The sequence below is a fragment of the Sphingomonas sp. BT-65 genome (genome assembly GCF_026107375.2).
In the GTDB taxonomy this organism is placed as follows: Bacteria; Pseudomonadota; Alphaproteobacteria; order Sphingomonadales; family Sphingomonadaceae; genus Sphingomonas.
Window position 1 is genome coordinate 1,318,503 of record NZ_JAPCIA010000001.1, and the last position, 18,395, is coordinate 1,336,897.

General features: G+C 67.6%; 22 protein-coding genes. 17 read left to right on the plus strand and 5 right to left on the minus strand.

The window, feature by feature from the left end; all coding sequences use genetic code 11:
• Positions 1 to 72: 72 nt before the first annotated feature.
• Entirely contained in the window at positions 73 to 432 is a 360-nt protein-coding gene (locus OK349_RS06350) for a hypothetical protein (protein WP_265116971.1), read from the minus strand.
• 191 nt (positions 433 to 623) lie between these two features.
• Between OK349_RS06350 and OK349_RS06355 the strand changes: the two genes are divergently transcribed.
• Entirely contained in the window at positions 624 to 1,016 is a 393-nt protein-coding gene (locus tag OK349_RS06355) for a DUF3597 domain-containing protein (protein ID WP_265116972.1), read from the plus strand.
• Positions 1,017 to 1,026: 10 nt separating this feature from the next.
• Here OK349_RS06355 and OK349_RS06360 read toward each other — a convergent pair whose 3' ends face one another.
• Positions 1,027 to 1,470, minus strand: coding sequence for a hypothetical protein (locus OK349_RS06360; RefSeq protein ID WP_265116973.1), 444 nt, complete (start codon positions 1,468 to 1,470; stop codon positions 1,027 to 1,029).
• Between the two features lie 42 nt (positions 1,471 to 1,512).
• Positions 1,513 to 3,135, minus strand: coding sequence for a phosphoenolpyruvate carboxykinase (locus OK349_RS06365; protein ID WP_265116974.1), 1,623 nt, complete (start codon positions 3,133 to 3,135; stop codon positions 1,513 to 1,515).
• A 267-nt stretch (positions 3,136 to 3,402) separates the two neighbouring features.
• On the opposite strand from OK349_RS06365, the gene OK349_RS06370 reads away from it, so the two are divergent.
• The 9 genes from OK349_RS06370 to cysS all read left to right on the plus strand — a co-directional run bounded on the left by OK349_RS06370 (position 3,403) and on the right by cysS (position 10,374).
• A complete protein-coding gene (locus OK349_RS06370; RefSeq protein WP_265116975.1) occupies positions 3,403 to 4,113 on the plus strand; it encodes a response regulator transcription factor in 711 nt (236 codons plus the stop codon).
• Positions 4,082 to 5,668, plus strand: coding sequence for a sensor histidine kinase (locus OK349_RS06375; protein ID WP_265116976.1), 1,587 nt, complete (start codon positions 4,082 to 4,084; stop codon positions 5,666 to 5,668). The genes OK349_RS06370 and OK349_RS06375 overlap by 32 nt, the downstream gene beginning before the upstream one ends.
• A gap of 17 nt (positions 5,669 to 5,685) precedes the next feature.
• Positions 5,686 to 6,123, plus strand: a complete 438-nt coding sequence (locus tag OK349_RS06380; RefSeq protein ID WP_265116977.1) for an HPr kinase/phosphorylase — start codon at positions 5,686 to 5,688, stop codon at positions 6,121 to 6,123.
• Positions 6,124 to 6,133: 10 nt separating this feature from the next.
• Entirely contained in the window at positions 6,134 to 7,054 is a 921-nt protein-coding gene (gene rapZ, locus OK349_RS06385; RefSeq protein WP_265116978.1) for an RNase adapter RapZ, read from the plus strand.
• 23 nt (positions 7,055 to 7,077) lie between these two features.
• The gene (locus tag OK349_RS06390; RefSeq protein ID WP_265116979.1) at positions 7,078 to 7,485 is read left to right on the plus strand and encodes a PTS sugar transporter subunit IIA; all 408 of its coding nucleotides are present in this window, start codon (positions 7,078 to 7,080) and stop codon (positions 7,483 to 7,485) included.
• Positions 7,482 to 7,754, plus strand: coding sequence for an HPr family phosphocarrier protein (locus tag OK349_RS06395; protein ID WP_265116980.1), 273 nt, complete (start codon positions 7,482 to 7,484; stop codon positions 7,752 to 7,754). The genes OK349_RS06390 and OK349_RS06395 overlap by 4 nt, the downstream gene beginning before the upstream one ends.
• A complete protein-coding gene (locus OK349_RS06400) occupies positions 7,754 to 8,560 on the plus strand; it encodes a TrmH family RNA methyltransferase (protein WP_265116981.1) in 807 nt (268 codons plus the stop codon). Before OK349_RS06395 ends, OK349_RS06400 begins: the two co-directional genes overlap by 1 nt.
• 106 nt (positions 8,561 to 8,666) lie before the next feature.
• Positions 8,667 to 8,894: a hypothetical protein gene (locus tag OK349_RS06405; RefSeq protein WP_265116982.1), complete on the plus strand. Its 228-nt coding sequence runs from the start codon at positions 8,667 to 8,669 to the stop codon at positions 8,892 to 8,894.
• Positions 8,895 to 8,943: 49 nt separating this feature from the next.
• Positions 8,944 to 10,374: a cysteine--tRNA ligase gene (cysS, locus tag OK349_RS06410; protein WP_265116983.1), complete on the plus strand. Its 1,431-nt coding sequence runs from the start codon at positions 8,944 to 8,946 to the stop codon at positions 10,372 to 10,374.
• Between the two features lie 40 nt (positions 10,375 to 10,414).
• Here cysS and OK349_RS06415 read toward each other — a convergent pair whose 3' ends face one another.
• Both OK349_RS06415 and OK349_RS06420 read right to left on the minus strand, forming a co-directional pair.
• Positions 10,415 to 11,785, minus strand: coding sequence for a DUF1501 domain-containing protein (locus OK349_RS06415; protein WP_265116984.1), 1,371 nt, complete (start codon positions 11,783 to 11,785; stop codon positions 10,415 to 10,417).
• An 11-nt stretch (positions 11,786 to 11,796) separates the two neighbouring features.
• The gene (locus OK349_RS06420) at positions 11,797 to 13,500 is read right to left on the minus strand and encodes a DUF1800 domain-containing protein (protein WP_265116985.1); all 1,704 of its coding nucleotides are present in this window, start codon (positions 13,498 to 13,500) and stop codon (positions 11,797 to 11,799) included.
• A 161-nt stretch (positions 13,501 to 13,661) separates the two neighbouring features.
• Here OK349_RS06420 and OK349_RS06425 point away from each other — a divergent pair, with 161 nt between their 5' ends.
• The 7 genes from OK349_RS06425 to moaC all read left to right on the plus strand — a co-directional run bounded on the left by OK349_RS06425 (position 13,662) and on the right by moaC (position 18,358).
• A complete protein-coding gene (locus OK349_RS06425; protein ID WP_265116986.1) occupies positions 13,662 to 14,597 on the plus strand; it encodes a D-2-hydroxyacid dehydrogenase in 936 nt (311 codons plus the stop codon).
• Between the two features lie 22 nt (positions 14,598 to 14,619).
• Complete coding sequence (locus OK349_RS06430; RefSeq protein WP_265116987.1) at positions 14,620 to 15,204, plus strand: anthranilate synthase component II; 585 nt, start codon at positions 14,620 to 14,622, stop codon at positions 15,202 to 15,204.
• Positions 15,205 to 15,277: 73 nt separating this feature from the next.
• Entirely contained in the window at positions 15,278 to 15,679 is a 402-nt protein-coding gene (locus OK349_RS06435; protein WP_265116988.1) for a Dabb family protein, read from the plus strand.
• A 104-nt stretch (positions 15,680 to 15,783) separates the two neighbouring features.
• Positions 15,784 to 16,017, plus strand: coding sequence for a putative hemolysin (locus tag OK349_RS06440; RefSeq protein WP_265116989.1), 234 nt, complete (start codon positions 15,784 to 15,786; stop codon positions 16,015 to 16,017).
• A gap of 93 nt (positions 16,018 to 16,110) precedes the next feature.
• Positions 16,111 to 17,106 carry an anthranilate phosphoribosyltransferase gene (trpD, locus tag OK349_RS06445; protein ID WP_265116990.1) on the plus strand — a complete coding sequence of 332 codons (996 nt, stop codon included), beginning with the start codon at positions 16,111 to 16,113 and terminating at the stop codon, positions 17,104 to 17,106.
• The gene (gene trpC, locus OK349_RS06450; RefSeq protein WP_265116991.1) at positions 17,103 to 17,885 is read left to right on the plus strand and encodes an indole-3-glycerol phosphate synthase TrpC; all 783 of its coding nucleotides are present in this window, start codon (positions 17,103 to 17,105) and stop codon (positions 17,883 to 17,885) included. Before trpD ends, trpC begins: the two co-directional genes overlap by 4 nt.
• Positions 17,882 to 18,358, plus strand: coding sequence for a cyclic pyranopterin monophosphate synthase MoaC (gene moaC / locus OK349_RS06455; RefSeq protein ID WP_265116992.1), 477 nt, complete (start codon positions 17,882 to 17,884; stop codon positions 18,356 to 18,358). Before trpC ends, moaC begins: the two co-directional genes overlap by 4 nt.
• The last annotated feature ends 37 nt before the right edge of the window (positions 18,359 to 18,395 follow it).

Below are 18,395 nucleotides of genomic sequence, written 5' to 3' on the forward strand. Positions count from 1 at the left end.
GAGATCGCCGCCCCCATCGCCATGCAGAAAACCGCGCCGCCCGCCCGATGTCAAGCGAGCGGCGCAAAAGCGTTACTTCTTGCCGAAAAAGCCGGAAGCGATCCCGGTCAGGTCGTTGAGCGGATTGCCGTCGCCGTCCTTGTCGAGCGCGCCGAGCAGCCCGCCGGCCGCACCGTCCTGCTGGAGCAGGTTGGCGAAATGGCCGAGCGAACCCTCGCCGCCGATCTGGCCGATGATCTCCTGCAGCTTGTCGACCGGAAGGCCGGTCGCGGCGGCCGCGCCTTCGGCGGTGTCGCCTTCCATCACATGATGCTTCGCCAGCGACTGGATCGCCGATTCGACATGCTCGGGCGACAGGCCGACCTTGGCCGCGAGGTTGGTGACGGTCGAGTTTTCGGCAACTTGGCCGAGAATGCTGTCGAGAATGCTCATCGGTCGTTCTCCTTGCCATGCCTGGGGGGCTGTGCTTGCCTATCATGCCCGGAAAATGGGGGCGAGGCGAGCCCGGCGCGGGAACGGCACTTTTTCCCGTTTCATGCGTCATCGCCATGTCGCCGAACGTCGCCAGCATGGCGATCGGGTGATGTGCCGCACGGTTACGCGGCGTTTTGAGGAGAGTAGGCATGGGCATTTTCTCGTCGATCAAGAACGCGATCTTCGGCAAGGCGAAGGCCGCCCCCGCGCCGGTGGAAGCCGCGCCGCAGCCCGAGGCGGTCGCCGCGCAGCCGACCCCGCAGCCCGCGCCCGAACAGCCGCAGGAAGTGGATATCGAGGCCATTCTGGTCGAGCTCGACAGCAACGACGGGCGCGACCTCAACTGGCGGACGTCGATCGTCGACCTGATGAAGCTGGTCGGCCTCGAATCGAGCCTCGCCGAGCGCAAGGAGCTGGCACAGGAGCTGGGCTATACCGGCGACCTCGACGGCAGCGCCGAGATGAACATCTGGCTCCACAAGCGCGTAATGCAGGAGCTTGCCGCGAATGGCGGCAAGGTTCCGGCATCGATGCTCGACTGACGGTTGGGGCCTAGGGCAGCGGCGCGAGGTCCGGCTCGACGAACCCGCGCCGCGCCTGCACCGAGAAAAGCAGCTCGCGGCTGTAGAAGCGCAGCGGCCAGTCGCGGCTGCCAGCCTCGCTCGCGAGCAGCGCGTTGACGTCGGCGGTCAGGTCGCCGGTCGCACACTCGCGCAAGAACCGCCGCACGCCCGCGACATAGGCGCGGGTGATCGTGTCATGATAGCCGTTCTGGTCATCATTCACCCCGCCGACACTTTCGTTGAAGCGCGAGATGAGGCCGGCGATCTGCGCATCCACGTCGATATCGGAACGCCACGCCAGCAGATAGAGGCACGCCGCCAAATGCGCCTCGTGCGTCCATTCCTCGCGCGCGAGGGTGCAGGCGAGCAAGCCCTCGCCGAGATGGACGATCGCGGCGTCACTGACGAAGAAACGGATGGGATGGTCGGTCATCGATCGGGCTTCCTTGGGGTGCCCGATCGATGACCGGGCGATTCAGGCGGTTTCGGTAGCGTGCTTTTGACTTTGGGGCGCGGCTTGGCGCACGCCCTCGTCCACCTGGCTTTCAAATTGGGCGAAATTGGCGACGAACTCGTCGACCAGCTTGGCTGCGGTCGCGTCATATTCGGCCTTGTTCGCCCAGGCCGCGCGCGGATCGAGCATGTTGGGATCGATCTCGCCCAGCTCGACCGGCACCATGAAGCCGAAATTGGGGTCCTTGCGGAACTCGGCATGTTTGAGGCTGCCGTCGAGCGCGGCGTTGAGCAGCGCGCGCGTCACCTTGATCGGCATGCGCTTGATCCCCGGCATCGTCGCCTTGCCACCGCTCCAGCCGGTGTTGACCAGCCAGCAATCGACGCCGCTTTCCGCGATCCGCTTCTTGAGCAGATTGCCATAGACCGACGGGTGGCGCGGCATGAACGGCGCGCCGAAGCAGGTCGAGAAGGTCGCGGTCGGCTCGGTCACGCCGATCTCGGTTCCCGCGACGCGCGCGGTATAGCCCGAGAGGAAGTGGTACATCGCCTGCTCCGGCGTCAGCTTCGCGATCGGCGGGAGCACGCCATAGGCGTCGGCCGTCAGGAAGATGATGTTCTTCGGCACCGGCCCCATATTGTCCTTCGACGTGTTGGGAATGAAATCGAGCGGGTAGGAACCGCGGCTGTTCTCGGCGAGCGAATTGTCGTCGAGGTCGAGTTCGCGCGTCTCGGCGTCCATCACGACATTCTCGAGCACCGTGCCGAAACGCCTGGTGGTCGCGTAGATCTCCGGTTCGGCCTCGGGCGAGAGGTTGATCATCTTGGCGTAGCAGCCGCCCTCGAAGTTGAACACGGCGGTGTCCGACCAGCCATGCTCGTCGTCGCCGATCAGCGTGCGGCTGGCATCGGCCGACAGCGTGGTCTTGCCCGTGCCGGAGAGGCCGAAGAACACCGCGGTGTCGCCATTGGGGCCGATATTGGCCGAGCAGTGCATCGGCATGATGCCCTTCACCGGCAGCAGATAGTTGAGCAGGCCGAACACGCTCTTCTTCATCTCGCCGGCATAGGCGGTGCCGCCGATCAGGATCAGCTTCTCGGTCAGGTTGACCGCGATCACCGTCTCGCTGCGGGTGCCGTGGCGCGCGGGATCGGCGCGGAAGCTCGGCAGGTCGATGATCGTATATTCGGGATCGAAGCCGGCCAGCTCGTCCGCCCCGGGCCGCACCAGCAGCGTGCGGATGAACAGGCTGTGCCAGGCGAGCTCGTTGACGACGCGGACGTTGAGCCGATGCTCGGGCTGCGACCCGCCGTACAGGTCCTGCACGAACAGCGTGTCCTTGGTGCCGAGAGCGCTAAGGAAATCGGCCTTGAGCGCCGCGAAATGCTCCGGGCTCATCGCGCGGTTGACCTCGCCCCACCAGACATTGTCCTCGGTCGTCGCGTCGCGGACGATGAACTTGTCCTTGGCGCTGCGCCCGGTGTGCTTGCCGGTGGCGACGACCAGCGGCCCGTCCTTGGCCAGCCTGCCCTCGCCGCGCTGCACAGCATGCTCGACCAGCGGCGCAGTCAGCAGGTTCCAGTGAATGGTGGCTGCCTCCCCGACGCCGAGCGCATCGAGGCCAAGTGGCTTCCGGTCAGTCAATGTCCGTCTCCCTATCGCCGGAGCCCGCAAGAGCCTCTGGCGATCGTTACTTTTGTAATCAGTGAGTCGCGCATAGGCAGTGCGCGGAATGGGGGTCAATGCCAGTAACCGGTGTCAACGGCGGAGCTAACCAATTCGGATTACGAGACAACGTTGACTTGGCGCGATGCCCCGTCCGACAGCGTTGGCAGGATGGAAGGGCGGAAGTATCGGGGCCATCGGTTCACCCGGTTGAGCAGGCCCGCGCATTCCGCTACGCCACGCGCCATGACCGCAACGATCGCGCTGGTTGACGACGACCGGAATATCCTCACCTCGGTCTCGATCGCGCTGCAGGCCGAAGGCTTTGTGACGCGCGTCTATTCGGACGGCGAGACCGCGCTCAAGGCGCTGATCGAGAATCCGCCGGACCTGGCGGTGCTCGACATCAAGATGCCCAAGATGGACGGGCTGGAGCTGCTGCGCCGCCTGCGCGAGCGCCAGGCGACGCCGGTGATCTTCCTCACCAGCAAGGACGACGAGCTCGACGAGGCGCTGGGGCTCGCCATGGGCGCCGACGACTATATCGCCAAGCCGTTCAGCCAGCGCCTGCTGCTCGCCCGTATCCGCGCGATCCTGCGGCGGACCGAGGCTGTTTCGGCATCGCCTGGCGCGGAGTCCGAGGAGGAAGTGCAGCCCGTGATCGAGCGCGGCCGGCTGAACATGGACCCGGCGCGGCACAAGGTGACCTGGGGCGGCAGCAACGTGACGCTCACCGTCACCGAGTTCCTGATCCTCGAAACGCTCGCGCAGCGCCCGGGCATCGTCAAGACGCGCAACCAGCTGATGGACGCGGCGTATCAGGACGACATCTATGTCGATGACCGCACCATCGACAGCCACATCAAGCGCGTCCGCCGCAAGTTCCGCCAGGTCGATCCCGAATTCGACGCCATCGAGACGCTCTATGGCGCCGGATATCGATTCTCCGACGAATAAGGCGCCGCGCGAAGACCGCGATCTCGCGCTGCGCTGGTCGGCCCGGCTCAGCCTCACGCCGCGCATCCTGGCGGTCAACATCTTCGCGCTGGCGATGCTGGCGGGCGGCTTCTTCTATCTCGACAGCTTCCGCGCGCGGATCGTCGACGACAAGGTCGAGCAGGCGAGCCGCGAGGCGCGGCTGATCGCGCAGGCGGTGGCGATGACCCCGCCGGACGACCGCACCGCGCTCGTCCTGCGTGTCGCGACCGAAGCCGGGCTGCGCATCCGCCTCTACGACCGGACGGGCCGCGTGACGCTCGATACGCGGGCGCTGGGTCTCAACAACGTCGTGCTGCGCGATCCCGACAAGGATCCGTGGAACCAGAGCGCCGCGCGCTTCCTCGACGCGATCATCGACACCGTGGCCGGCGCCGACCGTGCGCCGCAATTCCGCGAGCGTGGCGCGAGCAAGGGGCTGGACTGGCCCGATCTCGCCGCGGTGATGCGCACCGGCGAGGCCAGCGCCAGCGTGTGGCGCGCGCCCGATCGCACGCCGGTGATCACTGCCGCGGCTTCCTATGGTCCCGAGGGCGCGGTGTTCACCACCGACAACGCCCGCGAGATCACCCAGACGGTGCGGATCGAGCGCTTCCGGCTCGGCGTCGTGCTCGCGGTGGTGATGGGGCTGTCGATCTTCCTCTCGCTGTTCCTCGCGCGCACGATCGTCCGCCCGCTCCGCCGCCTCGCGCGTGCCGCGGTGCGCGTGCGGCTCGGCCGTGCGCGCGAGGTGGTGGTGCCGCGCCTGCCCGAGCGGCGCGACGAGATCGGCCATCTCGCGCGCTCGCTGTCGGACATGAGCCAGGCGCTGCGCGCTCGGATCGACGCGACCGAAGCGTTCGCCGCCGATCTCGCGCACGAGCTCAAGAACCCCCTCGCCTCGCTGCGCTCCGCGGTCGACGGGCTCGCCAATGTCCGCGATCCCGAATTGCAGGAGCGGCTGCTGGCGATCGTGCGCGACGACGTCCACCGGCTCGACCGGCTGATCAGTGACATTTCCGAAGCCTCCCGCCTCGACGCGCAGCTCTCCCGCGCCAAGTTCGAGCCGGTGAACATCGTCGCGATGCTCGACGGGCTGATCGCCCAGCGCAACGAGCGTGGCGTCGCGCGCGGCGTGCGCCTGCGTTTCGACCCGCCGATCGGGCCGATCCCGCGCGTGATGGGCGAAGGCGCGCGGCTGGAGCGGGTGTTCGAGAACCTGATCGACAACGCCATTTCCTTCTCGCCCGAAGGCGGGCTGGTCACGCTCTCGATCGCCACGATCGATGACCTGCTCGAAGCGCGTGTCGAGGACGAAGGCCCGGGCGTGCCCGAGGAAGCGCGCGAGGCGGTGTTCCGCCGTTTCCATTCGGTGCGGCCCGACGCCGAGGCGTTCGGCCGGCATTCGGGGCTGGGGCTTGCCATCGCGCGCACCATCGTCGAAGGCCATCAGGGCACGATCGGGGTCGAATCGCGCGAGGATCGCATGCATGGTGCGCGCTTCTTCGTCCGCCTTCCGCTGGTGCAACCAGGCTGACAATACGGGGGTATCGCGTGGCCGTCGTCTCTTCCGAAACGCTGCATGCCTCGTGCGTCGCCATTGATGGGCGCGCGGTGCTGATCGAGGGCCGCTCCGGCGAAGGCAAGTCGGATCTCGCGCTGCGGCTGATCGACCGCGGCGCGGTGCTGGTGTCGGACGACTACACCATCTGCACCCGCACCGACGGCGCGCTGCTCGGCTCGGCGCCGGCCAACATCACGGGCAAGATCGAGGTGCGCGGGATCGGCGTGATCGACATGCCGCACCAGGATCGCGTGCCGATCGCGCTGCTCGTCAACATCCTCGAGGACCCGCCGCGCATGCCCGAGGGGCCGAAGAAACGCCGCATCGCCGGGATCGACATTCCCGAGGTCGCGCTCGCCGCGCTCGAGCCCTCGGCGCCGGTCAAGGTCGAGCTGGCGCTGCGCCACATCGGCTGGACCGCGGCATGAAGCGCGCCAGGTGAGCAAGATCAGGCCCAAGCAGATCCTGCTCGTCACCGGCATGTCCGGCGCGGGCAAGTCGACCGTGCTGCGCACGCTCGAGGATCTGGGCTGGGAAGTGGTCGACAACCTCCCCCTCCTGCTGCTCAACCGCCTGCTCGACACCGAGCCGGCGGAGGGCGCCGATGGCGATGACCGCCCGCTCGCGCTCGGCATCGGCACGCGCACGCGCGGCTTCGATGCCGACAGCATCGTGCGGCGCATCAAGAAGCTGCGCGACGAACGCGGCTACGACATCGGGACGTTGTTTCTCGACTGCGCGGGCGCCGAGCTCGAACGCCGCTACAACGAGACGCGCCGGCGCCATCCGCTCGCACAGGATCGCCCCGCTGGCCAAGGCATCGCCCGCGAGCGCGAACTGCTCGAACCGCTGCGTCGCTGGGCCAACCGGCTGATCGACACCAGCAACATGTCGGGCAACGAACTCGCGCAGAAGATCCGCGCGACCTTCTCCGGCGAAGGGCTCGGCGAACCAACGCTGTCGGTGATGTCGTTCGGCTTCGCGCGCGGCATCCCGGCCAATGCCGATTTCGTGTTCGACATGCGCTTCCTGCGCAATCCGCATTGGGTCGATTCGCTGCGCCCGGGCACTGGCAAGGATCGCGACGTGGCCGATTATGTCGCCGCGGACCCCGCCTATGCCGACGCGCTTGAGCGCATCGAGGGGCTCATCCTGTCGCTGCTCCCGCGCTACCGGGCCGAGGGAAAATCCTATGTTACCATTGCCTTCGGCTGTACCGGAGGGAGACACCGCTCGGTCCATGTCGCCGAACGCGTCGCTGCCCGGTTGCGCGACGCGGGATTTTCGCCCACGGTGGCGCATCGTGACTTGCAGACCGCACCGCAGGACTCGCTAGAAGGCCCCCCGGTCGCAAGATGAACCGCATGGGACAAACATAGAAAATGATCGGTCTGGTACTCGTGACGCACGGGCGGCTCGCGGAGGAGTTCGTCGTCGCGATGGAGCATGTGGTGGGCAAGCAAGAGCGAATCGCCACCATCTCGATCGGCCCCGAGGACGATATGGAGGGCCGCCGGTCCGACATCGCCAGGGCGATCACCGACGTCGACGCCGGGCGCGGCGTGATCGTGCTGACCGACCTGTTCGGCGGCACCCCGTCCAACCTCGCCATTTCGCTCATGGAAGCCGGCCGGATCGAGGTGATCGCCGGCATCAACCTGCCCATGCTGATTCGCCTCGGCGGTGCGCGCAAGACGATGAAGGTCACCGAAGCCGTCGCCGCCGCGCGCGAGGCGGGCCGCAAATACATCACCGTCGCGTCCGAGGTTCTCGGGGAGGCTGCCGCTTGAGTCGCGTCAGCCGGACGGTCCTGATCGGCAACCGCCGTGGCCTGCACGCCCGCGCCAGCGCCAAGTTCGTCACCCTCGCCTCCTCCCAGCCGGTCGAGCTGACCGTCGAGAAGGATGGCAATGCGGTCACCGGCACCTCGATCATGGGGCTGATGATGCTCGGCGCCGCGATGGGCGACACGATCACGATCAGCGCTGCGGGCGACGGCGCCGAGGATGCGGTGCTCAAGCTGGTCGGGCTGGTCGAGGATCGCTTCGGCGAGGATTGATGCCCCGCGAGATCACCGCCTTTTCCAACCCGCTGGTCAAGCGGGTGCGCAGCCTGCGCGACAAGAAGCATCGCCGCGACGAGGGCTTGTTCCTCGCCGAGGGGCTGCGCATTCTGACCGAAGCGCGCGAGGCCGGGCACCTGCCCGAATATCTGTTCTTCGCGAAGGGGCATGAGACCCACGCGCTGGCCGCCGCGCTGGTCGCCGAGACCGAGGCCGCAGGCGGCGAGGCGATCGCGACCGACGCCGACATCCTCTCCAAGCTCTCGGGCAAGGACAATCCAGGCGCGGTGGTCGGCGTCTATCGCGAGTTGCCGACCGACCTCGCCCGGCTCGACCGCACCTCAGCGCCGCTCTGGCTGGTCGCCGAGCGGCTGCGCGATCCCGGTAATCTCGGCACGATCCTGCGCACCGCCGATGCGGTCGGCGCGGGCGGGCTGATCCTGGTCGACGAGTGCGTCGATCCGTTCAGCGTCGAGGCGGTGCGCGCGAGCATGGGCGCGCTGTTCACCATCCCGATCGCGCGCGCGCCATGGGACGAATTTCAAGGCTGGCTGCGCAGCGGCCCCGGCCAGCTGGTCGGCCTCGCGCTCGAAGGCGCTGTCGATTACCGCGCGCCGGCCTTCGCCGCGCCCGTCTTCCTGCTCACCGGCAACGAAGCGCAGGGCCTGCCCCCAGCCTATGCCGAAGCGTGCGATATTCGCGTGAAAATCCCGATGCTTGGCAAGGCCGACAGCCTCAACGCCGCGGTCGCCACCGCGGTGATGGCGTACACCGTTCTCGACCGGATTCGCCCGCTCGCCTGACCCCGCAACTGTTGCGGCTTGGCAACACCGCCGGCTCCATTTCGAAGCCCGCTTGGAACAAACGGCGATTCCGTGCGTCGAACCGGTCACGTTTGGAGACGAACCGATGTATTACGACACCGACGCCTTCACTGCCGCCAATAGCGGCTACCGCATCGCCTTTCACCCGGGCGAGCGCAACCATTGCCCCGGCTGCGGCCAGTCGCACTGGACCGTGGGACGGATGACCGCGGAATGCGCCTTCTGCGGCACGGCACTACCGATCAATAATGGCGGCACGTTCGGTGCTGGCCTGTTCCACACCAGCCGCAAGCCCGACTCGCTTGCCGCCTGAACGCGCGGAGGCGGTTTGACCGCCGCCTCCGCCGCGCTATGGCGCGGGCATGACTGCCGCGCCGCTCATCCTCTACAATTCGCTCACCCGCACGCTCGAACCGTTCGCGCCGATCGATCCCGTCAAGGGCGCGCGCGTCTATTCGTGCGGGCCGACCGTCTATAGCGACCCGCATCTCGGCAATCTGCGCGCTTATGTCTTCACCGACACGCTCAGCCGCGTGCTGCGGTGGAAGGGCTATCCGCTCAAGCATGTGCTCAACATCACCGATGTCGGTCATCTGACCTCCGACGCCGACGAGGGCGAGGACAAGATGGAGGCCGCGGCGAAGAAGCGCGGCATGAGCGCATGGGACATCTCGCGCCATTATGCCGATGTGTTCCGCCGCAACCTGCACGATCTCAACATCCGCACCCCCGACCATATGCCGCTGGCGACCGACTATGTCGGCAAGATGATCGAGTTCGCGAAGGGCTTCGCGGAGACGAACTGCTACCGGCTCGACAGCGGCCTCTATTTCGACAGCAGCACCGTGCCCGACTATGGCCGCCTCTCGGGCGGGCAGGACGATGCCGGCGAAAGCCGCATCGAGAGTGTCGAGGGAAAGCGCCATCCGCAGGACTTCGCGATCTGGCGCACTACCCCGCCGGGCGAGACGCGCCAGATGGAGTGGGATTCGCCCTGGGGCCGCGGCGCGCCGGGCTGGCATCTCGAATGCTCGGTGATGAGCGCCGAACTGCTCGGCTTGCCCTTCGACATCCACACCGGCGGGATCGACCATCGCGAGATCCACCACGTCAACGAGATCGCCCAGAACCAGGCGCATTGCCGCTGCGGCGACAGCGGCGCGCGGGTGTGGATGCACAACAACTTCCTGGTTGATCGCGGCGGCAAGATGTCGAAGTCGAAGGGCGGCATCGCCACGCTCGACGCGCTGGTCGCGAAGGGCGTTCACCCGCTCGCCTACCGTCTGATGTGCCTTTCCGCGCACTATCGCAGCGAGCTCGAGTTCAGCGGCGAGAACCTGATGGCGGCGCTGGTCCGCCTGCGCCGCCTCGTCCTCGCCGCCGAGAAATTCCGCGCGACCGAGGGCAAGGGCGGTGGGGATGCGGGCGGCTATCTCGAACGGCTCGACGCAGCGGTCTCGGACGACCTCAACACGCCCAAGGCGCTGCCGGTGCTCGAGGAGTTGCTCGCCGACAAGCAGCTCGGCCAGGAAGCGCGGCTGATGACGCTCGCCCAGTTCGACGCGGTGCTCGGCCTCGACCTGCTCGCGCTCAGCCGCGCCGACCTGCGCGTCCGCCCGGCCGAGGCGAAGGTCACAGAAGCCGAGATCGAGACTCGCCTGACCCAGCGCAAGGAAGCGCGCGCGGCCAAGGACTTCCCCCGTTCCGACGCGATCCGCGACGAATTGCTCGGCGCCGGCGTGGAGGTGATGGACGGCGACCCGCTCGGTTGGGACTGGAAGGTCGAGCTTTAGACAAGCCATCATTCCCCTCCCTTGCTGGGAGGGGAGAAGCTCACACGAACCCCAGGTTCCGGGTCGAATAGTTGCCGATATTGGGCAGCACCGTCGCCATGCTCGAATCGCTCACCCCGAACCAGCTCGCCAGCGTCGCGGCATATTGATCGACCGAGGTCGTCGGCAGCAGCCGGCCCTGCCCGACATCGTCCGGCGTGTTGTGCCCTACCGCGGGCGGCGTGCCGTAGATGCGCTGCCCGTTGACCGCGCCGCCGACCACGAAGTGCATCGCGCCCCAGCCATGATCGGAACCGTCGTCATTCTGGGTCAACGTGCGGCCGAAGTCGGACGCGGTGAAGCTCGTCACCTTGTCCGCCACGCCCAGCCCCTCCATCGTGTCGTGGAACGCGCGCATCGCCGATGCGAGGCGGCCCACCTGGGTCGGATGATCGCGCACCAGGAAGTCGTGCATGTCGAACCCGCCGAGCGAGACGAAGAACACCTGCCGCTTGGCGCCGAGCTGCTGCGATACCGAGATCATCCGCGCGACGATCTTGAGCTGATCCGCGAGCGAGTTGCCCGTGGGGAACAAGGGGAAGTTCGCCGCCGGCGCGCCGGCGAGCGCGCCGTTGACCTGGGCATAGAGATCGAGCGCGCGCTTGGTGATCGTCGCATGCTCGTTCTCGACCAGATGCGTGCGCGCGCCGCCCATGATCGAACGCAGCGCGCTCGCCGCGGCCGAGGAGCCGTAGAGCGTCGAGGCATTGCCGATCAGCGGAGTCGGCCCACCGGTGCCGGTGACATATTGGATCGCGCTGCGGCCCGAGAGGTAGGTCGCGTTGCCCGAGGCGCTGATGCAGGTCAGCGCCGCGCTGCCGTTGCCGCTCTGCAGCAGGTCGCCGATCCGCCCGCCCCAGCCCGAGGTCGCGCCTTCCGCGTTCGAGGCCTGCCAATAGCTCTGCTGGTCGTTGTGGCTGAACAATTTGGGCGGCAGGGCGACGGAGTTGGCCTGATACTGCGCCTTGGTCGTCGGGCGCACCAGCGTGCCGACATTGAGCACCACCGCCATCTTGCCCGCGTCGAACAGCGGCAGCAGCGGCGCCATGGTCGGCGCCAGCGCATATTGCCGCCCGCCCAGCGCATTCAGCGGATTGAGCGCGGTCGCCGTCAGCGTGTCGCGCAGGTGCGCGAGGCCGGGACGGGCATTGGTGTAGAGCGCGTGGCTCGCCATGTCGTAGGGCGGCAGCGTGTTGGCGTAATCGTTGCCGCCATAGAGAAACACGCAGACCAGCGCCTTGTAGTCGCTCGCCACCGCGGCGGAGGCTTCGCCGATCGCGGCGAGCTGGGTGACGAACGGCGCGGCGCCGCCGGCGATGCCGAGCGTGGCGGTACGGCGGAGGAAGGCGCGACGGGACTGGTTGGTTTCCATCTTCCCGCCCCTCACTTCTGCGCCAGATATTCGGGCGCGGCGAGCGTCAGCAACAGCGCGATCGCGACCCGGTTGTTGGTGTTGGTCGAGCTGTCGACCGCGGTCTTGATCTGCGCCACCGTCGCTGCGCTGACCTGCCCCGCGGCGAGCACCAGGTTGATGCGGTCGATCAGCGCCTGGCTGTCCGCGGCGAGCGCGATCAGCTCGGCATAGTCGCTCTTCAGGTCGGCGATGCCGTTGTTCACCGCCGACTGCATATAGTTCACATAGCCGACGACGCTGATCTCGTTGGTGATCTGGAATTCCGGCGCGACCAGCCCGCCGGTCGCGAACGCGCTGTTGGGCGGGGTGTAGCCGGGCCGGAAGAAGTTGAAGACCGACGCGCTGCGGCCCAGCGCCTGGCTCAGCCGGTTGATCGGGCTGCTCGTGTCGCCGACCGCGAAGGTGCCGCTCGGCGAGGTCGCACCGAAGCCGCGCGCCCAACCGGTGAAGCGCATCACTGGCTCGCGCAGCTTGCCCGCACTGGTCCCAGACGGATCGGCACGCGCCTCGTCATCGAGGAGGGTCGCGCGGATCACCGCCTGCATGTCGCCGCGCACGCCGGAGCCGTTGTCGGCGAACCTCGCCGCTACGCGCCCGACATAGGCGGGCGAGGGATTGCTCGTCACCAGCCGCTGGATCAGCTGCTTCGATACGAAGGGCGGGACGTTGGGATGTGCGAAGATCGTGTCGAGCGCCTGCTTGACCGCATCCAGCCCAGCGGTGCCTGCAGCCACCGTGGTGCCGAGGAAGGTCGAGGCGCCAGTCTCGTGCTGGCCGGCGTTGACGATCAGCGGGCGGCGATAGCGGTCGGGTGTGGTACCGTCGGTCGAATCGAGCGTGAGGCCGGTGAACACGCGTGCCAGCCCCGAAACGTCGGCAGGCGTATAGGTCTCGACCGGCACCCCGCCCGAGGTCACCATGCTGCCGTCCATGTTGAGCCGGTGCAGGCCGATCGTGAACAGCTGCATCAACTCGCGCGCGTAATTCTCGTCGGGGACCGAGCCGGTGTTGGCGTTCGCCTTGCGGTTGCCGAGGAAGGTGAGAAACGAGGCCATCGCCGCGTTGGTGGTCACCTTGTCGAGGATCGTGCGGAAATTGCCGAAGGCGTTGTCCATCAGCACGTCGACATAGGCGGCCATCGCGAACTGCCGCCAGTTGAGGTTGACCCCCGACATGCCGACCACCAGGATCTCGAGCAGCGCCATGCCGACGCGCTGGCGCAGCTGGTCGCCCGCGCCGATCAGCTGGCTCCACATGACATTGTCGAAGCCCGCCTCGCCGTTGATGTTGGCGGCGTCGTTATAGCCTTTGGCCACTAGCCAGTCCCAATGGGTGGTCGCGCGCGGCTTGGCGAATTCGGCGGTGATCCAGCCGGCATAGCCGCGCGACTGGACATCGGCGATGTCGGCGCTGGTCGCGCCCATCGTCGCCTGCGCGAGGAAGCGGCTCGCCTGCGCAGCGGTAATGGGCGCGGGCGTCGGCGATGGCGTGGCGGTCGGCGGGGGCGAAACCACGCCGCCGCCGCTTCCGCCACCACCCGAATCGCACGCCGCCAGCGCGAGCCCGAGCGCGACCGCGCTCGCCCCGCTCAGCCCCGCGCCGCCGACGGCTGGTACTGCTACCTCGGCATCGCCATGCTCCGCCTCGACCAGAGGCGTCTCCAGATTGTCCATGCAGCCCCACCCCGTGCGCGGAGGCGCTTTGCCCGCATCACGCCGCGGCTATATTCTCGCATTTCACGACTCGCCGCCAGCCGGAAATAAGGTCAATTCATCGCAAACCATTCATTTTCAACTGTTTGCGAACGCGTAACGAATCGTTCTAACCTGCTGCCATGAAAGCCGTTCTGCCCGCCCTCGCCCGCCCGCTGATCGAACCTGGCCTGCCCGCCGGGATCGAGCCGCACTGGTTCACCAGCCGCGAGGAAGCCGCCGCGATGGTGGCGGACGCCGATATCGCCTGGATCGACATGCAGAGCCCCGAATGGACCGGCGAAGCGGCCGCCGCGGGCGCGCGCCTCAAATGGCTCTTCACCATTCGCGCTGGGATCGATGCGTTCGATACCGCATTGCTCAAGGCGCGGCGTACCATCGTCACCAACGGCGCCGGGATCAACGCGATCGCGGTCGCCGAATATGCGGTGATGGGCATGCTCGTCGCAGCCAAGCGCTTCGATCAAGTCGTCCACATGGCCGACCGGCGCGAATGGACGCACGACGCGCCGGGCAGGCTCGAACTGTTCGAGACCCGCGCGCTCGTCATCGGTTATGGCACGATCGGCCGGATGATCGGCGATCGGCTGACGGCGTTCGGCGTCGAGGTGACCGGCGTCACCCGCTCGGGCCGCGACGGCACGCTCAGTCCGGACCAGTGGCGCAGCCGGATCGGCGAGTTCGACTGGATCATCCTCGCCGCCCCCTCGACCGCCGACACCCATGCGCTGATCGGCGCAGACGAACTGGCCGCGATGAAGCCCGGCGCCTGGCTGGTAAATTTCGCGCGCGGCGGCATGGTCGATCAACCGGCGCTGATCGAGGCGCTGGACAAGCGCCGGATCGGCGGCGCGTTTCTCGACGTCACCGATCCCGAACCGCTTCCACCTGATCACCCGCTCTGGGCCGCACCCAACTGCATCCACTCGATGCACCTGTCCGGGCGATCGCAGACGAAAATGTTCATGCGCGCCGCCGCACTGTTCCTCGAAAACGCCCGCGCCTTTGTCGAGGGCAGGCCGATGAAGAACGTCGTCGATCTCGACGCGGGCTATTAGCGCGGCTAAGCCCGCCTCCACCATGATCCTGGTCATCGACAATTACGACAGCTTCACTTGGAACCTCGTCCATTACCTGATGGAGCTGGGCGCGGAGGTGGAGGTGGTGCGCAATGACGCGCTCACCGCGCGCGACGCGATCGCGAGCAACGCGCAGGCCTTCCTGCTCTCGCCCGGCCCGTGCACCCCGAACGAGGCGGGGATCAGCCTCGACCTCGTCGCCGCTTGCGCCGCTGAGGGCAAGCCGCTGCTCGGCGTGTGCCTCGGCCACCAGTCGATCGGCCAGCATTTCGGCGGGCAGGTGGTGCGCGGCGGGCTGATGCACGGCAAGACCAGCCTCGTCGAGCATGACGGCACCGGCCTGTTCGAGGGCCTTCCCTCGCCCTTCACCGCGACGCGTTATCACTCGTTGATCGTGACGGACATTCCCGAGGAACTCGTGGTCAACGCCACCGCGGCGGACGACAGCGTGATGGGCTTCCGTCACGCCACGCTGCCGATCCACGGCGTCCAGTTCCATCCCGAGAGCATCGCCACCGAGCATGGCCATGCGATGCTCGCGAACTTCCTCAAGATCGCGGGGATCGAGGCGAAGGCGCTGGCCTGAGCCGCCTTGACCCGGGCCATGGTGCGGAGGCTATAGCGACTGTTCGCGGGCACCGGAAGGATGAGGTGACAATATGCCAGTCAATCGCAGGGATGTCGTGGGGGCGGTTGCGTTGGGCGGCGCTGCCATGATCTCGGACGCAGCCTCGGCAGCGTCCGCGCCGGGTGCCAAGATCGTTCATCACGTCTTCTTCTGGCTGAAGCGGCCCGGGTCGGGCCAGGACCGTGACCAGCTGATCGCGGGCCTGCGGGCGCTCGCGAAGATCCAGGTCATCCGCAGCCTGCAGATCGGCGTCCCCGCATCAACCGAGCAGCGCGACGTCGTCGACGCGAGCTTCGATGTGTCGGAGCTCATGGTATTCGACAATGTCGCGGACCAGAAACTGTATCAGGACCATCCGATCCACCAGGATTTCATCGCCAAATGCGGGCATTTGTGGCGCAAGGTGATCGTCTACGACATGTTGACGATCTGATCGGCGATCTCTGACCCATTTTTGTGCAGCCTGTTGCAAGGCGGTTCTGCGGGGCATAGCCTGACGAAGAGCGGCCCTGCCGTCCGTCATCGTTGGAGACTGGCGTGAAACGCGTTGTGCTCATGCTCCCCTTTGCCCTGATGGCCTGTACCCCCAAGCCGGCGGACACAAGGGCGACGGGGATGGCGAACCCTGCTTCGGTTCATTGCGTGGAGGTCGGCGGCCGCGTCGAAATCCGCAAGGAAGCGGGCGGTGCAACCGGATATTGCCACCTGCCAGACGGCCGCGTGATCGAGGAGTGGACGCTGTTCAGATCCGCCGAAGGCAAGAACAACTAGCGCCGGGAATCGCCCATCGTCCCCCAGTCCCGCTTGCCCGCCCCGCAACAGGATTTGCTCGACTTGGCTCGCCCGCGCCCCAATAGAGGCGGCGTGACCAGCTTCAGCCTCCTCCCTGATCCCGCGACGCCGCTCGCGCGCGAATCCGCTGCGCAGGCGTTCGCCGACATTCTCGACGGCACCGTGTCCGAGGCGGAGATCGAGGCGTTCCTGATCGCCCTAGCCGAACGCGGCGAGACGAGCATCGAGATCGCCGAGGCGGCGCGCGCGATGCGCCAGCGGGTGATCCCGGTCAGCGCCCCCGCCAACGCGATCGACGTGTGCGGCACCGGCGGCGACGGGCATCACACGCTCAACGTCTCGACCGCGGTCGCGATCGTCGTCGCGGCGTCGGGCATTCCGGTCGCCAAGCACGGCAACCGCGCCGCCAGCTCCAAGTCGGGCGCGGCCGACACGCTCGAGGCGCTCGGCCTCGATCTCGACCGCGCGGCGCTCAATGCCGAGGCGCATCTGAACGACCTCGGCATCGCCTTCCTGTTCGCGGCCAAGCACCATCCCGCGATGGGCCGCATCGCGCCGCTGCGCAAACGCATCGGGCGGCGCACGATCTTCAACCTGATGGGCCCGCTCGCCAATCCGGCGGGGGTACAGCGCCAGCTGATCGGCATCGCCCGCCCGGACTATGCCCCGATCTATGCCGAAGCGCTCGAGCAGCTCGGCGTCAAGGGCGCCGCGATCGTCGCGGGCGAGGAAGGGCTCGACGAGCTCTCGCCCGAGGGCGCTTCGCGCGTGGTGAGCATCGGCGATGTCAGCTTGCCCCCGCGCGTCACCCCCGCGGACGCCGGCCTCGACTCCCATCCGCTAGCCGCCCTGCGCGGCGGCGACGCGCGCGAGAATGCCGCGGCGCTGCGCCGCCTGCTGCTGGGTGAGCGCGGCGCCTATCGCGACGCCGTGCTGCTCAACGCCGCCGCCGCACTAGTGGTCGCGGGCGAGGCGGCTGACCTGCGCGAGGGCGCCGAGGAAGCCGCCGAGACGATCGACAAGGGGCTTGCCAACGCGCTGCTCGACTGCTGGATCGCCGCGGCATGAACACGCTCGACAAGATCCTCGAAGTGAAGCGCGGCGAGGTCGCGGCGCGCAAGGCCGCGACCAGCCTCGCCGAGCTGCAGGCGCACGCGCTGGTCCAGACCCCGCCGCGCGGCTTCCGCGCCGCGCTCGATGCGAAGGCGGCGAGCGGCTACGGCCTGATCGCCGAGATCAAGAAAGCATCGCCCTCCAAGGGATTGATCCGCGCCGATTTCGATCCCCCTGCCCATGCCCGCGCCTATGCGGCGGGCGGCGCCGCGTGCCTGTCAGTGCTCACCGACGCCGAGTTCTTCCAGGGGCATGAGGACTATCTGGTCGCCGCCCGCGCCGCGTGCGCGCTGCCGGTGATCCGCAAGGACTTCATGATCGATCCGTGGCAGGCGCTGGAGGCGCGCAGCATCGGCGCCGACGCGATCCTGATCATCGTCGCCGCGCTCGACGACGCGCAGATGGCGGAGATCGAGGATGCCGCGCTCGGGCTCGGCATGGACGCGCTGGTCGAGGTCCATGACGAAGTCGAGCTCGACCGCGCGCTCGCGCTCAAGTCGCGGCTGATCGGGGTCAACAACCGCAATCTCAAGGACTTCTCGGTCTCGTTCGACCGCACCTATGAACTCGTCGGTCGCGCGCCCGAAGGCTGCACGTTCGTCGCCGAGTCCGGCCTCACCAGCCGCGCTGATCTCGACGCGATGGCCGAGCACGGCGTGCGCTGCTTCCTGATCGGCGAGAGCCTGATGCGCCAGGACGATGTCGAGGCGGCGACGCGGGCGCTGGTCGGATGAGCGACCTCACCCATCTCGACGAGAGCGGCGCCGCGCGCATGGTCGATGTCGGAGCCAAGGCCGAGACTCAGCGCGAGGCCGTCGCCATCGGCCGCATCACCATGTCGGCACAAGCCGCCGCCGCAATCCGCGACGGCCTCGTCAAGAAAGGTGACGTGCTCGCTGTCGCACGCGTCGCCGGGATCATGGCGGCGAAGAAGACCAGCGACCTCATCCCGCTCTGCCATCCGCTGGCGATCAGCAAGGCGACCCTCGATCTCGTCGCCGACGACACCGGCGTCGCCGCCACCGCCACCGTCGCGCTCACCGGCCGCACCGGGGTCGAGATGGAAGCGCTCACCGCGGTCTCGGTCGCGCTGCTCACCGTCTACGACATGGCCAAGGCACTCGACAAAGCGATGGTGATCGAGGGCATCCGCCTCGTCGCCAAGACCGGCGGCAAGTCGGGCGACTGGGCCGCACCGCAAGGTTAACGCCGCCTCCACCCTGAAAGCTCAGCAAATCTTGAGG